Annotated in this window: 17 protein-coding genes; 7 read left to right on the top strand and 10 right to left on the bottom strand. The window is 66.1% G+C overall.

What is annotated here, in order from left to right; genetic code table 11:
* Nucleotides 1-11 precede the first annotated feature (11 nt).
* Nucleotides 12-1094 (bottom strand): sigma-70 family RNA polymerase sigma factor, encoded by a 1083-nt coding sequence (locus tag ACSDR0_RS24690; protein ID WP_435291247.1) that lies wholly within the window; start codon nucleotides 1092-1094, stop codon nucleotides 12-14.
* 83 nt (nucleotides 1095-1177) lie between these two features.
* Between ACSDR0_RS24690 and ACSDR0_RS24685 the strand changes: the two genes are divergently transcribed.
* Nucleotides 1178-2035 (top strand): alpha/beta fold hydrolase, encoded by an 858-nt coding sequence (locus ACSDR0_RS24685; RefSeq protein WP_435291246.1) that lies wholly within the window; start codon nucleotides 1178-1180, stop codon nucleotides 2033-2035.
* 132 nt (nucleotides 2036-2167) lie between these two features.
* Here the strand turns inward: ACSDR0_RS24685 and ACSDR0_RS24680 are convergent, their stop codons facing one another.
* A complete protein-coding gene (locus tag ACSDR0_RS24680) occupies nucleotides 2168-2563 on the bottom strand; it encodes a VOC family protein (RefSeq protein WP_435291245.1) in 396 nt (131 codons plus the stop codon).
* Nucleotides 2564-2882: 319 nt separating this feature from the next.
* Here ACSDR0_RS24680 and ACSDR0_RS24675 point away from each other — a divergent pair, with 319 nt between their 5' ends.
* The 3 genes from ACSDR0_RS24675 to ACSDR0_RS24665 are packed head-to-tail and all read left to right on the top strand — an operon-like array spanning nucleotide 2883 to nucleotide 4791.
* Nucleotides 2883-4286 carry an L-lactate MFS transporter gene (locus ACSDR0_RS24675; RefSeq protein ID WP_435291244.1) on the top strand — a complete coding sequence of 468 codons (1404 nt, stop codon included), beginning with the start codon at nucleotides 2883-2885 and terminating at the stop codon, nucleotides 4284-4286.
* Nucleotides 4283-4414, top strand: a complete 132-nt coding sequence (locus ACSDR0_RS24670) for an MFS transporter small subunit (RefSeq protein ID WP_435291243.1) — start codon at nucleotides 4283-4285, stop codon at nucleotides 4412-4414. The genes ACSDR0_RS24675 and ACSDR0_RS24670 overlap by 4 nt, the downstream gene beginning before the upstream one ends.
* 20 nt (nucleotides 4415-4434) lie before the next feature.
* The gene (locus ACSDR0_RS24665; protein WP_435291242.1) at nucleotides 4435-4791 is read left to right on the top strand and encodes a hypothetical protein; all 357 of its coding nucleotides are present in this window, start codon (nucleotides 4435-4437) and stop codon (nucleotides 4789-4791) included.
* A gap of 216 nt (nucleotides 4792-5007) precedes the next feature.
* On the opposite strand, the gene ACSDR0_RS24660 is transcribed toward ACSDR0_RS24665, so the two are convergent.
* The 6 genes from ACSDR0_RS24660 to ACSDR0_RS24635 all read right to left on the bottom strand — a co-directional run bounded on the left by ACSDR0_RS24660 (nucleotide 5008) and on the right by ACSDR0_RS24635 (nucleotide 8553).
* Entirely contained in the window at nucleotides 5008-5142 is a 135-nt protein-coding gene (locus tag ACSDR0_RS24660) for a hypothetical protein (protein ID WP_435291241.1), read from the bottom strand.
* A 20-nt stretch (nucleotides 5143-5162) separates the two neighbouring features.
* Nucleotides 5163-5714: a phosphotransferase family protein gene (locus ACSDR0_RS24655; RefSeq protein WP_435291240.1), complete on the bottom strand. Its 552-nt coding sequence runs from the start codon at nucleotides 5712-5714 to the stop codon at nucleotides 5163-5165.
* Nucleotides 5715-5837: 123 nt separating this feature from the next.
* Nucleotides 5838-6128: a hypothetical protein gene (locus tag ACSDR0_RS24650; protein WP_435291239.1), complete on the bottom strand. Its 291-nt coding sequence runs from the start codon at nucleotides 6126-6128 to the stop codon at nucleotides 5838-5840.
* Between the two features lie 153 nt (nucleotides 6129-6281).
* Complete coding sequence (locus tag ACSDR0_RS24645; protein ID WP_435291238.1) at nucleotides 6282-7160, bottom strand: hypothetical protein; 879 nt, start codon at nucleotides 7158-7160, stop codon at nucleotides 6282-6284.
* A 28-nt stretch (nucleotides 7161-7188) separates the two neighbouring features.
* Nucleotides 7189-8013, bottom strand: a complete 825-nt coding sequence (locus ACSDR0_RS24640) for an aspartyl/asparaginyl beta-hydroxylase domain-containing protein (RefSeq protein ID WP_435291237.1) — start codon at nucleotides 8011-8013, stop codon at nucleotides 7189-7191.
* A gap of 87 nt (nucleotides 8014-8100) precedes the next feature.
* Nucleotides 8101-8553: a hypothetical protein gene (locus tag ACSDR0_RS24635; RefSeq protein ID WP_435291236.1), complete on the bottom strand. Its 453-nt coding sequence runs from the start codon at nucleotides 8551-8553 to the stop codon at nucleotides 8101-8103.
* A 573-nt stretch (nucleotides 8554-9126) separates the two neighbouring features.
* Between ACSDR0_RS24635 and ACSDR0_RS24630 the strand changes: the two genes are divergently transcribed.
* Nucleotides 9127-10557, top strand: coding sequence for a hypothetical protein (locus ACSDR0_RS24630; RefSeq protein ID WP_435291235.1), 1431 nt, complete (start codon nucleotides 9127-9129; stop codon nucleotides 10555-10557).
* A 181-nt stretch (nucleotides 10558-10738) separates the two neighbouring features.
* Nucleotides 10739-11218 (top strand): hypothetical protein, encoded by a 480-nt coding sequence (locus ACSDR0_RS24625; protein WP_435291234.1) that lies wholly within the window; start codon nucleotides 10739-10741, stop codon nucleotides 11216-11218.
* Here ACSDR0_RS24625 and cutA read toward each other — a convergent pair.
* Nucleotides 11184-11528, bottom strand: a complete 345-nt coding sequence (gene cutA / locus ACSDR0_RS24620) for a divalent-cation tolerance protein CutA (protein WP_435291233.1) — start codon at nucleotides 11526-11528, stop codon at nucleotides 11184-11186. The two genes, ACSDR0_RS24625 and cutA, sit on opposite strands and share 35 nt — an antisense overlap.
* Before the next feature lie 647 nt (nucleotides 11529-12175).
* On the bottom strand, nucleotides 12176-12625 hold the full coding sequence (locus tag ACSDR0_RS24615) for a hypothetical protein (RefSeq protein ID WP_435291232.1): 450 nt from the start codon (nucleotides 12623-12625) through the stop codon (nucleotides 12176-12178).
* Nucleotides 12626-12677: 52 nt separating this feature from the next.
* Between ACSDR0_RS24615 and ACSDR0_RS24610 the strand changes: the two genes are divergently transcribed.
* Nucleotides 12678-12938: a hypothetical protein gene (locus tag ACSDR0_RS24610; RefSeq protein ID WP_435291231.1), complete on the top strand. Its 261-nt coding sequence runs from the start codon at nucleotides 12678-12680 to the stop codon at nucleotides 12936-12938.
* Nucleotides 12939-13251 lie beyond the last annotated feature (313 nt).

Raw genomic sequence — 13251 nt, 5'->3', positions numbered from 1 at the left:
GCGCTCCCGGCTCAGGGCAGCGAGGCCGGCAGCCCGAGGGGGGCGAAGTGGCCGGGGCCGACGAACGAGGTGATCTCGGCGATCCGTTCGTCGCGCAGGGTGAACACGTCGATCGACCAGGCGAGGTGGGCGGCGGCGTCCTCATTCCAGAGGTAGGAGCCCACTGCGGGCTGGCCGTTCGCGGTGACCGGGAGGTGACGCCAGCTGCCGCACGTGGTCAGCGGGACCCGCACGGCGAAGTCGGTGACGGCCTCCAGGCCGCGGTACCAGTGCGCCATCGGCGGCATCGACCAGGTGACGTCCTCGGTCAGCAGCGCGACCAGGGCGTCGGCGTCCCCGCGTTCCAGCGCGGAGGAGTAGCCGGCGACGATCTCCCGTACACGGGCGTCGCCGATCTTCCGCAGCGTCGGCTGCTGGGTGCGGGGGAAGACCTTGTCCGCGACGACCTTGCGCGCTCGCGCCAGGGCGCTGTTCACCGACGTGGTGGTGGTGTCCATCGTGGTGGCGATCTCGGCGGCGGAGAAGCCGAGAACCTCGAACAGCAGCAGCGCGGCCCGCTGGTTGCCCGGCAGGTGCTGCAGGGCCGCGACGAAGGCGAGCTCGACGGCTTCGCGCTGCTCGTAGCGTGCGCCCGGACCGGCCGGGTCGTCGGTGAGGCCCGCGTCGGGGTAGGGGCCCAGCCAGGCGACGTCGGTCAACGGGGCGTCTCCGAGCACGGCGTGGTCGCTGGAGGGGCCGAGGTCGACGGGCAACGCCCGCCTGCCCCGAGTGGCGACGATGTCCAGGCAGGTGCGGGTGGCCACGGTGTAGAGCCACGAGCGCAACGAGCTGCGGCCCTCGAAGCGCGCGATTCCCCGCCAGGCCCGCAGCAGGGCGTCCTGCAGGGCGTCGTCGGCGTCGTGGGTGGAGCCGAGCATGCAGTAGCAGTGGGCGTGCAGCTCGCGACGCAACGGCTCCACGAGACGGGTGAACGCGGCGTCGTCTCCGCCACGCGCCCGGATCAGATCGTCATCACCGCCACGCGCCCGGACCGGGCCGGCGTCCCCGGTGTCTTCCGTCGCCCTGCCCGCGGTCCGCGAAGAAATCTCCCTCACGAACGACGATTCTGCCTCACGCCGGCAGTCTTCCCTTCGACCGAGCACCACGGCACCGTTCCGAACCGTTCCAGGAGGCCGCCATGAACCCCACGCCGATCGTCACCGCCGATTACCTCAAGGTCCCCGACGCCACGCTCTACTACGAGGTGCGGGGCCAGGGGCCCCTCGTGGTGCTCGTCGGCGCCCCGATGCACGCCGCGCACTTCGCGCCGCTGGCCGGCCTGCTCGCCGACGACCACACCGTGCTCACCACCGACCCCCGGGGCGTCAACCGCAGTTCCCTCGACGAACCCGGTCAGGACTCGACCCCGCAAATGCGCGCCGACGACCTCTCCCGGCTCCTGACCCACCTCGGCGCCGGTCCGGCCGCCGTCTTCGGTTCCAGCGGCGGCGCCGTCACCGCGCTCGCGCTCGCCGTCGCCCACCCCGAGCAGGTGCGCACCGTGATCGCGCACGAGCCCCCGCTGAACCGCCTGCTCGACGACCCCAAGGAGCGCGACGCCGCGGTCGAGGACATCATCGCCACCTACGTCTCCGGCGACGTTGCGGGGGCCTGGACCAAGTTCATGATCAACGCCAACATCCCGATGCCCGATTTCGAGGAGCCGGAGGGCGGTCCCGCGGAGGCGCCGACCGAGCCCGATCCGCAGCAGGTCGCGGACGAGCGCTTCTGGTTCCTGCACGAGATGCGCGCGACCACCCGCTGGGAGCCCGACATCGCCGCCCTGCGTGCCGGGACGGGCTCCGTCGTGGTCGGTATCGGGGAGGAGTCTGCGGGCCAGCTCTGCGACCACGCGTCGACCGCACTCGCCGCGGCGCTCGGCACGAAGCCGACGTACTTCCCCGGCGGCCACATCGCCTTCGCCGACGACCCCGACGGATTCGCCTCCCGGCTGCGCGAGGTCCTGCGGGAGAACGGGGTCCCGCGGGAGAACTGAGCGACGACGCCGTGAGCACGTAAGAGAACGTACGAGGCGTACGAGGCGTACGAGGACGCACGGCCGCGTGCTCGCATGTGACGGACCCCGCCAGCGGGGACGGGGGTCCGTCACGGCGGTGGGGGGCGTCGGTCAGGCGAGGTTCAGCTGCCAGGAGACGCCGAAGCGGTCATTGGTCCAGCCGAAGCGCTTGCTGAAGCCGTAGGAGCCGAGCGGCATCAGCGGCTCGCCGTTCTCCGACAGGGCCGCGTACAGGCGCTCGATCTCCGCCTCCGACTCGCACTGCACGTACAGCGAGATCGACGGGGTGAAGCCGAAGGCGTGCTGCACGTTGCTGTCGATGGCCATGTACTCCCCGCCCGCCAGCGTGAACGTGGCGTGCTGCACGCTGCCCTCCGTACCGGGCCCCTCGGGGCCGTAGCGGGCGATGGCGAGGATTTCGGCGTCGTCGAACAGCGACATGTAGAAGGTCATCGCCTCCTCGGCGGTGCCCTGGAACATCAGGAAAGTAGTGATCTTCTGCGACATCGGGGGAACTCCTGGCAGCGGGTGTGAAGGACGAGGCCGTCCCCGGTCACGGGGGCGGCCTTCTCGTCGGCGGCTCCGGCCCGGATTCGCCGAGGGCTTCGAACGTGTGCTCGATGACTATTTCAAGAACAACTTATATAAGTCAAACACGATACAGCGATGGGCGGGATCCGCGATGCCCCTTCGCCCGGCCACCGGCACTGCCATCCCCCCGGGCCGCGAGCGAGCCGGAACGCCGAGCCACATCCTCAGCAAATCGTTTCAATTGCCACATCAGCCACTCTCGACGAAGTGGTGGAGGCGGAATACGGTTATCTGCATGCCGGGCGAACAGGTAAAAACCCCCATATTTACCGTCTCTTCTGGTTTCTTCAGTCGTGCGCGCACGGTGGCGCCACCGACCTGGAGCCGCTGGCTGATCCCCCCGGCGGCACTCTCGGTGCACCTCGCCATCGGCCAGGCCTACGCGTGGAGCGTCTTCAAGCCGCCTCTGGAGTCGGCGCTTCACCTTTCCGGCACGGCCAGCGCCCTGCCCTTCCAGGTGGGCATCGTCATGCTCGGCCTGTCGGCCGCGTTCGGGGGAACACTGGTCGAGCGCAACGGCCCGCGCTGGGCGATGTCCGTCTCCATGGTCTGCTTCTCCCTGGGCTTCCTGATCTCCGCGCTCGGCGTGGCCACCGGGCAGTACTGGCTGGTCGTCCTGGGGTATGGCTTCGTGGGCGGGATCGGTCTCGGCATCGGCTACATCTCACCGGTGTCCACCCTGATCAAGTGGTTCCCCGACCGGCCGGGCATGGCCACGGGCATCGCCATCATGGGATTCGGCGGAGGGGCCCTCATCGCCTCACCGTGGTCCACGCAGATGCTCGACACGTTCGGCACCGGCACGGGCGGGATAGCCACGACCTTCCTGGTGCACGGCCTGGTCTACGCGGGCTTCATGTCGATGGGCGTGCTCCTGATCAGGGTTCCGCCGGAGGGCTGGCGGCCACGAGGCTGGGAACCGGCGAAGGCCGCCACCCGCCCGCTGGTCACCGCCGCCGACGTCTCCGCGCGCAACGCGATCCGCACGCCGCAGTTCTGGCTCCTGTGGGTCGTGCTGTGCTTCAACGTCACCGCGGGCATCGGCATCCTGGAGAAGGCCGCGCCGATGATCAAAGATTTCTTCGCGAACACCACCGTGCCGGTCACGACCGCCGCGGCGGCGGGCTTCGTGGCCCTGCTGTCCCTGGCGAACATGGCGGGGCGCTTCGTGTGGTCCTCGACCTCGGACCTGATCGGCCGTAGGAACATGTACCGCGTCTACCTCGGCGTCGGCGCCCTCTTCTACCTCGCGATCGCCCTGGCCGGGGACTCCCACAAATTCCTGTTCATCCTCTGCGCGCTGGGCATCCTGTCCTTCTACGGCGGAGGATTCGCCACCGTGCCGGCCTACCTGAAGGACCTGTTCGGGACGTACCAGGTGGGAGCCATCCACGGCCGGCTGCTGACGGCCTGGTCCACCGCCGGCGTCCTCGGGCCGCTGATCGTCAACGCCATCGCCGACTCGCAGAAGGCGGCGGGCCGGTCGGGACCGGCGCTCTACACGACATCCCTCTACATCATGATCGGGCTGCTGGCGGTCGGCTTCCTGGCCAACGAGCTGATCCGCCCGGTGCATCCCGTTCACCACGAAAAACCCGTACCCCACGAAATTCGGCACGAAAGAGGAGGCGACGCGTGACAGCGGACGACCGCGCCCCGGCCGGGAACACCCCCTTGATGATCCTGGCCTGGTCCTGGGTCGGTCTCCCCTTCGCCTACGGCGTCTACGAGCTGTTCCAGAAGCTCACCCAGCTCTTCGGCGGCTGATGCCGGCCGACACCCCTCGCGTGTTTTTCGAGGAGAAGATGATCCTGTTGTCCGGTGACGCCCACGGCGGAGGCATGTCGCGTGGCTCCGTCATCGAGCGGATCTCCTGGGCCAACGGCTTGCCGGCCAACAGGACCCACAGCGAGCATGCCGGTCGTGCGCTCTTCTCAGCCGTCGCCGACCTGAGCGGCATGACCGGCTGGACGTCATACGACGCGGACACCTGCCAGGACGCCGCCCGCCATCTGGCCCTTCAGGCCACGAAGGAATCGGACAGGCTACGACTGCGGCGGGTGGGGCATTGGACTTCTAATCCGACGGTCGCAGGTTCGAATCCCGCAGGGTGCGCAACCGAGACCAGGTCATCTACGCGCTGACCTGGTCTTTCGCTTACCAGGGGCACGCACCCCTCATGCAGCCGCAGGTGGCCGAAAGCAGCCGTATGCCACCGGTCGCGGAACATACGCGGAATGGATCCGGCCCCGTTTCCCAGGTGAGCCCGAGGTTTCCGGAGCCCCGAGGAGCGATTCCGAGGCTGGAACGGCGAAGGACTCCGAGGTGTTCCGGGGTCCTTCCATGGAGCATGATCCGCATCACGTGACGAGCGCGGCCAAGATTCTTTGGTTGGCCACCTCGCGCTGGCCGTTGATGCACTTGGCGTAGACCCGGAGCAGCACGTCCACCTGTGTCCTGCGCGCTCTGCCCCGTCGGGCGCTGTCGCCCGGCATTGAGGTGCCACCGCAGGCTGCTACCAGCCGGTGCGGTGCATCGTCCATGTGATGGCCGCCGCGGCGGCTCTGCGCTGGTAGCCGCGTAGGTGTGGAACGCCCGGCGGTGCGGGTTGTCGGCTCATCCGGGTCCAGTATCCGGCGAACGCCGCCGCGTAGCTGGTGATCACCTCTGGCGTGGCGAGGTTCCAAGCCGGGAATTCAGCCAGGACTTTCTCCGCCGCTTCGGGAGAGTGGCCGGTCATGATCAGGTGAGGGACGAGATCGGTGATGTCCTGCCAGGCGGCTCCTTGGCAGGGCTGTGCCCAATCCACGACGACCGCGGTGGTGTCGCTCGCGGTGATGATCAGGTTGTCGGGCCGGATGTCCCCGTGGATCAGCGTCGCGCCGTCCGCGTCGCGCATCCAGCGGGTCTCCAGGTCGGCGAGCGCTTGAATATGGCGTCCCTCCCAGTCACCCAGATCCTGGGGAGGAGAAAGGAACAGGTCACGCCAGCCGTGTAGCTGGTGCGTCCGGGTGGCGGAGGCGAGCGGAAGGCCGGGGATCGGGTTCGGTGTCAGCAGGACGGCCATGCTGGAAAGGGCCGACGCGACGGTGAGGACGTCCGGCGAGCCCGGGGTCAGGTCGGGATGGCGCCCTTCGATGTCATCGAAGATGAGAATCGTCCACCCGGCTGCCGCGCCGTGCCATCGCAGTCACGGGCTCGGCACACCGGAGGGAAGACGTCCTGAGGTTTCGGCTTCGACCAGGTATTTGGCGGCCAGGACGTGGTCGTCCGGGACCGCCTTGACGAACACTCGATCGGAGATGAGGCTGAGACGCGCCGCGACCCCCGGTGTGAAACCGCCGCTCTGCACGTCCGCCCTGACAACGGGCGAACCAAGGTGGGTGGCGAGGAAGTCGCGCAGCTCGCGGGAAAGGTCGTCCCATGAGGGGCGTACGGCGGTGAAGCCGAGCGGTGGATCACCGAACCGATCGAATGACATGGAAAAGGCCCTGTACGTGTTGGGATGGATCGGATGCGGACGCGATCTCGCCGAGCGGGACGGGACGCTGTCTCGTCTATCCCCGCTCGGCGCCGATAGCTCGCTGTTCGGTGGCGGGTAAGGGCACGGGTTCACCGTACCGGCCGGTGGTGTTCAGCCGAGGTCGAGATGGTGGAGGTAGGCGTCGATGGACAGGCGCAGGGGACTTACCGCGTCCGGGGCCGCGCGCTGGGCCAGTGCCAGGATCCGTTCGATGGAGTTCTTCAAGGACGCGACGGTGGGGGTCGGCGGGGAGGTGATCAGTACTTCCAGCTCCCGGAGGCAGGAGCGGCCGATGGGAGTGGCACCGATGTCAGTGTCGAGGTGATACCAGCCGTAAAACACCGTCCGTGGGGACAGAGCGGTCCGGATCAGGGAGCGGGCCGCGGTGTGAAGCATGTGCGTCTCGGCGTAGGCCATGAACTTCTGCCCCCGGGCGATCCGTTTGTGGATCATCCAGCCCAGCACCAGCGCTTCGACGATGAGTTGCTCGCACGTGGGCGGGGTGGCCAGATGGTCGGTGACGAACTGGGCCACGGCCGGATCAGATGTCTCGTGCTTGGCGTGGGGGGTGGTGTAGATGATGTGGCCGTGGGTCGAGGCGGTGATGTCGTCGATCCTGTCGGAAGGAGCCACGTACAGGTCGAGCTGGTGGAGCTTGCCGTCGGCCTCGATCAGGTGCACATAGCCGAGGCCACCCATGCGGGGCACGATCTTGTCGGGCCAGCCAGGCATGATCGCGCCGAACTCGGTGACGGCGAGCGCGTCGAGCATGTTGACGAACTCGGCGAAGGCCGATGGTGCGACTCCCACGACGAGATCCACGTCGGAGAGCCGGTCGGAGGTTCCACGAGCGAAGGATCCCCGAATGAGCAGTTGGGTGACGGCAGGGCAGGCGACGAGGTGATTGATCGCGTTTTCCATGACGGCGAACTGGCCGGGCCGGTTCACCGCGGCAAGCCGGTCGATGGCCTCATGACAGGTGTCGAACATGGGTTTCCTTTCTCGGTCGTCGGTCTTCTCAGCTGATGTCCGTACCGAGCAGGACGGATTTTCGATCACGCCACATCTCGGCGGTTCGCGTCGCGCCGCTGTGCTCGTACAGCTCACTGATCAGGTCGTAGGCGCGCCCTTCGGGAAGGGCGTGGGTGAAGAACAGCCGCAGCAGGTGCCGCTCGGCCGCCTGGCCGTATCCGAACCGGATCAGCGCGCGTGCCTGCTCGACCTTTCGCCGGAGCACGTCGTCGTCGAGGTGCGGCAGGTGGCGTACGTAATCGTCCGGAAGCTGTTGTCCTCTGGTCAGTTCAACCAACTCAGGGCTGGCATAGCAGTCCAGGATCAGATGGAAGCGGGTCGGCCCGTACAGGTTGCAGGCCCCGTGCGCGAAGGTCGGAGTGAGCCGCCATATATTGCCCGTGGTCAGGTGGACCGCTGAGCCCGCGAGGACCAGATAGGCCGAGGAACTGGTGATGAGGGGGATGTGCAGCCGGTGCCGTTCGACGGATCGCAGCTCTCCGTAGTCGCGGTGCTCCCATAGGAAAGCCCTTGCGTCGAGGCGGGCGATCCGCGCCCACATGTACCGCAACCCGAGCGTGGACAGGAGCCGCCGGGTGGCCGGCATCGACGCCAGCAGGGCGGTCTCCACGGGATCGCAGTCGGTGATGGTCACGTCGGTGGCGTCGCCGGTCATGTTCAGCAGCGACAGCGTCCCCCAGCCACCCGACTGGTATTCGCCGTATTGGGCGACCCACCCTTCTGGGACGGTCAGTGTCTCGTGGCGGACACGTTCCAACACGTCGGCGTCGATCGTCCCGGTGCAGGCGACCTGCTGTGCCAGGGAGGTCATCACGGGCGTCCTTTCTCGTACGGCTGTTTCTCCGATGTGGATTGCTCTGGTCTCTCCGTCTCGGAACAAAGCCGAGGCGCAGGCACGTCAGCACGGGACGACATGGTCGGCCAGGATCACGTCGGCCAGCAGCGGCAGTTCGCCGCCCAGCACCGTGGCGAGAGGGCGGGCGCGCAGGATCGCGTAGTGCTCGGCGAGCCGTTCGGCGGCCACGGTCGACGCTGCCGCGGACGTGAGCAGGGAACCGCCGGAATGGCTGAGCCTGGGAGTGGTCCACCAGAACTTCTCACCGTCGGTGTAGACCAGCAGCCCGTAATAGACCGACAGCACGGCCTTCCCACAACGGAGTTGGTGGACGTCGGCCGAGATGCCGTAAGTACTGTCCAGCAGGGCGGCCAGCTCCTCGGCGAGACGAAAGGCGGGAGACCGCTCGCCAGGTCGAGCGGTGCCGGTCTGGTTCGCGGTCGGCGGCGGATCGGTGGTGATCGACGACGCGACGGCGTGCGTCTGGGAAACGGGCCTGCCGTCGTACCCGCTCATGAGGGCGTCACCTCGCGGGGATGCGCTCACGCCACGGCCTCCCGTCGTGTTGTCGCGGCAGGAAGGTGTCCGGCGAATGGCCCCGGTCGTGAACGACGGGGACCGGTACCGGCCGTGCGTGACGCCCGGGGCGTACGTACGTGAGCGAACACGACGGGCGGCTGGACTTTCGACGGCCGTGACACCATCGCCGGCAGTGGACCGCACAGGCCGAGGCGCCGCCGTACGGTCATGCGCGCTTGCACTTGCCGGGGAGTGGGCTGCTCCCACAGATGGTCGCGGCGATGGGGAAGGCTGTGCGCCTCGTGGGCGTAGGGGGCGTGTCCGCACCAGCGACAGCCGAGCGGCAAGGGCGGGGCGTCCGCTCTCCAGCGGACACGAATGGTTCTAGCCTTGGTCATGGGTCAGGACTCGCTTCCTGGTCAAGGGACCCGTACGGCGTTGCGAGCACCTGCGGGTCCCGTCTGTTCAAGAGACCGTCCTCTAATCACATGGTGTAAAGCTGTGTATGGGCAGGTGGTGTTAGGGGAAACTGAGGGAGACGGGCGTTTCCCCTTTGGTCCGAGGTGCGCGATGAAGGAGCTTCCGGAATGGGCCGTTCGACTCCGTGTTGAGCGATGCGCCCAACTTTGGTCGCAAAAGGAAATGGCGAAGCGCCTGACCGAGGTGGCTGACGAATGGACACGCGAACGCCTACCGGTCAGAGATTCCCTGGTGCGTTCGATCAAGGGATGGGAAGCGGGTAGGCACAAGCCCAAGAATCCTTACCTCACGCTCTACTGCCGGGTGTTCGACATGACCGAAGCGGAACTCTTCGCCATCGGGGAAACGGCTCAGGTCCGCCTACCGGCTGTTTCCGATGACGGAGGTCTCCCAGTTCAAGGCTTCGCGCGAGTGCCGCGTGCCCGTATGGACGCGGCCGTGGTCGAGGCGCTGGTCTCGGCGTACATCGGCCTTGTGCCGAACGCCTCCAATCTGGAGAGATCGCCGCAGAGTAGTCTCGTTCGGGAAGAAACTCATGGAGACGACATGGACACGGAACGCCGAAGGCTCCTTCAGCTTGCCGTCGCGAGCGCCGGAATCGGAATGCTCGGCGAGCCGGTTCGCCACCTGCTCGACCTGTCTCTCAATCACGACTTCCGAAGCATCGAGGAATGGGAACTGGCATCCAGCGATCACTTGTACGCGCTTCGAACCCGTGCACCCGCGCAGGTCGTAGCCGATCTTGTCATCGATCTGCTCGCTGTGCGACGGCAGATGGAGATGTCCTCTCCCGTCGAAGTAGTCGAACTACAACGGGTCATGGCAGGGCTCTCCACGATCCACGCCAACGCCTTGACCCGCCTGGGTGATCATGGAGCCGCCATCCGCTGGTGGCACACGACCCGTCATGCGGCCGACGCCTCGGGAGATCGGGAGTTACGCCTGTTGGTTCGGTGCGAGGAGGCAGGCCACGGCCTCTACGGACAGCGCGCCCCGGAGACGGTCCTGCGCCTCGTCCGCAATGCGAAGCAGATCGGCGGTGGACCTTCTGTCGACCTGATGTCCACCCAGGCGAAGGCCCTTACTCTCCTCGGCAGACACGACGAGGCACGCGAAGCGCTGAACGTTCTTCTCGACCTGACAACAAAGGGTTCCACCGGAGATTCCTTGGGCTTCTGGAAGGAAAGCCAGATCCATTTCACGGAGAGCTGGGTTCACGCCGGCGCGGGCGATGAGAACAAGGCAGACAAAGCCCGAGAGAACGTCCTGAGACTCAGCACGGATTATCAGTATCGGGCTAATGTGCTCCTTCATGAGGCACACTGCACGGTCGTCAGAGGAGGCATCGACGAAGGCATGCGACAGGCGGCGGCGGTGATAGCCCCTCTCCCTCCCGCCTACCGGAGTAACCACATCATCGAAACCGGACGGATGCTGCTCCGCGCTGTTCCCTTTGACCAGCAGAACCGCCCGGCTATCGGCGAGTTTCGTGAGGTGTTGGCCGACAAGGTCACTAGGTAGGTGCCTTCGGCGGGCTTCGGTCAGGTCGGCGCCATGTCGATTAAGATCCTGATCAGCGAAGCGCCGCGTGCCCACATAAAGTTGATTCGGGAGCGGGTGAAAACTTCGCCCCTGCAGTTCGTGCACCGGTTGATGCCCCTTACGCATCACTGCTGAGGGCTATCGGACTACCCGTGCATGGTTGCTCACCCGCGAAGTGGCCGCCCTCGGTAACCGGCGCACCATCGAGGTGATGCACCAGGCCGAAGAGTCATACGTCCGAGCCCGCCCCCACCGCGAACGCGCCTGGACCCGCTTCCTGGACCCCGGCCGCATGGCAGCCTTCCAGCTCTCCACCTACGTGCGACTCGGCGACGAGCACCACGTCATCGAAGCCGGCCAGACCGCCCTGTCGGCCGTTGCTCAGGAGAGCGACCACAAGAAGGCCGCGATCGTCTACGCCGACATCGCCCAGGCCCAACTCCAGATCGGCGACATTGCCGAAGGAATCACCTACGCCCGCCGCGCTCTGGAGTCCGCCCAGCGCAGCGAATCCACCTGGGGGATCGAACACCTCGCCACCGTGGAGAAGGCCCTGGCACCCCACACCGACCAGGCTGCCCGCGAGCTGCTCGGTGACATCGCCGCTACCCGCCGGAACGCGGGGCCGTCTCCCGCTTGATCCACTCCAGGTAGTCAGTAGTACCGGCCACGATTGCGCTGGCGATGATCTGCGGCACCTCATAGGAGTGCAACTCCCGCACACACCGAGCCAGGTCCTCGAATCGCCCGATGGTCGTCGTCATTAACAACAACCACTCGCCAGAGCGTTGGATCTTCCCGGCCCACCAGTAGGTCGACTCGATCGGCGCGACGATCTGCGCCCCCGCGGCCAGCCGACGCTCCACCACTGCCGAACAAATCCGATCGGCCTCATCACGGCTGCCGGCAGTGACGCGAACCTCGATGCAATCCGAAGTGTTTTGGATCATGCCAACACACTGCCGAATTGTTCTCATAGGTATCAAGGGCGGCGCTGCGCGCCGCCTCGCCGCCTCCGCTCGGCGGCCAGGCATGCGGCCTGGGGGCCGGTCCCGGCCGCCGGACGGCCCGGCCGCACCAGCGACAGGATCTTGACCTCATTACTACTTGCGACACCATCGAGACAGAGCGCGGATCACGGCTGGAATGTCCTCCGACCGAGCTCTCTTCAGCGCGTAGAACCCCAGGATCAACCACACCAGCAAAAATCCGATCCCGACAACCACACTTGCAGTAGCGAACCATGCAAGAAGTCCAGACATAGAGCACTCCGAAAGACCATGACGATCTTTCGGGCTCTCGTGTGGGTCACGATCCCCGCCTTGCCCAATGCCCTTCGGGTGGATTCCATGGCTACCTGCGGCTTCATGATCGACCCCAGGACACGGTACCCAGCCGTTACGCATAGTCCTGTCGCCCAAGATGGACGAACTTCGGTCATCACTTTCAAGTTACCTCAATTGCCGCCGACGGGGGCGCTCCGGCTCCGGGATGATCGCCGCGCGGGCCTGGGGGTCGTAGGTGGCTGAGGTGGAAGCCTGATCAGGCGGGCGAGGTAGCGCAGGGACGCAGGCGAGTGCTGCCGGGATCGGCATTATTAGGCCCTTGAGCCGTCCACCCACGCCCAAACGATCACCAGCGCTTCGGGATTGGTCACTGCCCTGTTGATGGCTTCCAGAATCTCCGGCTCGTTCTCCAGGTACATAGGGTCGAACGGGCGCAGAACAAGTTCGTTAGTTTCCCAATTGGGGGATTCCATGGTCACGGACACGGGGAGGTTCTCATTGGTCGTTTTCCACCCACGGCCACCCAAGTGTTTCATGGCTTTCTTGACCGAGTCCGTGCTGTTCTTGCCTCGGGTACCGACTACAAGTGTGGTGATGACATCAGTGGTGCCCTCGTAGTAACCGTTTGAGGTCGACTCGCCCAGGACTCCTCCAATGCTGCGCGCCTCATTAAGTACTGCAGGGTCTACCCGAAGAGTCGTGTGAGTGAGCCCGCAGCTTGCAACCAGCACACCACCGATCAAGAGGGTAATGGCCATCATCCGGACATGGCCTACCTGTCTCCGATGGAGGCGTACGCGCTCAGATAAGGACATGGCGGGCGTGCTCGCTTCCGACGGCGCTGCAGGAGAAGGGAGCACGATCATCTCGTGCGCCATCGACCTGGACAAGCCACTGGAGCGCGAGACCAACGCCTGCTTGGTGCGGCTGACCGATTGGCGAGCAGGTGATTCACCGAGCTTCCTGGGAGCCACCGGAACGGACGATCATGAACTGCGGCGAACGGCGACGTACGATGAGGATGTCGCCAGACGAGGTGGCGGACGCCTACGAACGCCCATAAAGATCGTTTAGGGGCCTACGGATTAGAAGGCCCAGGCCACACCGCTCGCATCCGGTACAGGTCGGCGCCCAAAGGGAACCATGGGATGTGTGGAGACGGGAAGATACTCCTATGCGCTACAAGGCCGGGAGCGCCGAGGTGCCGCCCCTCATCCACCGCTTCGTCACCACAAAAGGAAGCGTCACTCCAGAGGGGAAATCATCGCGACGGTACATGAAACTCCTCGGCGGTAATTTCCTCCGCCTGCCTAGTGCGGTAACCACATACGTTCGCCGGGTCGGCGACACGCCGGCTGGGGCTCCTGCCACGCCCGAGTGCTCGTTC

The organism is Streptosporangium sp. G11 (assembly GCF_051192615.1).
Lineage (GTDB): Bacteria > Actinomycetota > Actinomycetes > Streptosporangiales > Streptosporangiaceae > Streptosporangium.
The sequence above is the reverse complement of the archived record's forward strand: the minus strand, read 5'-3'. Positions and strand labels throughout refer to the sequence as shown.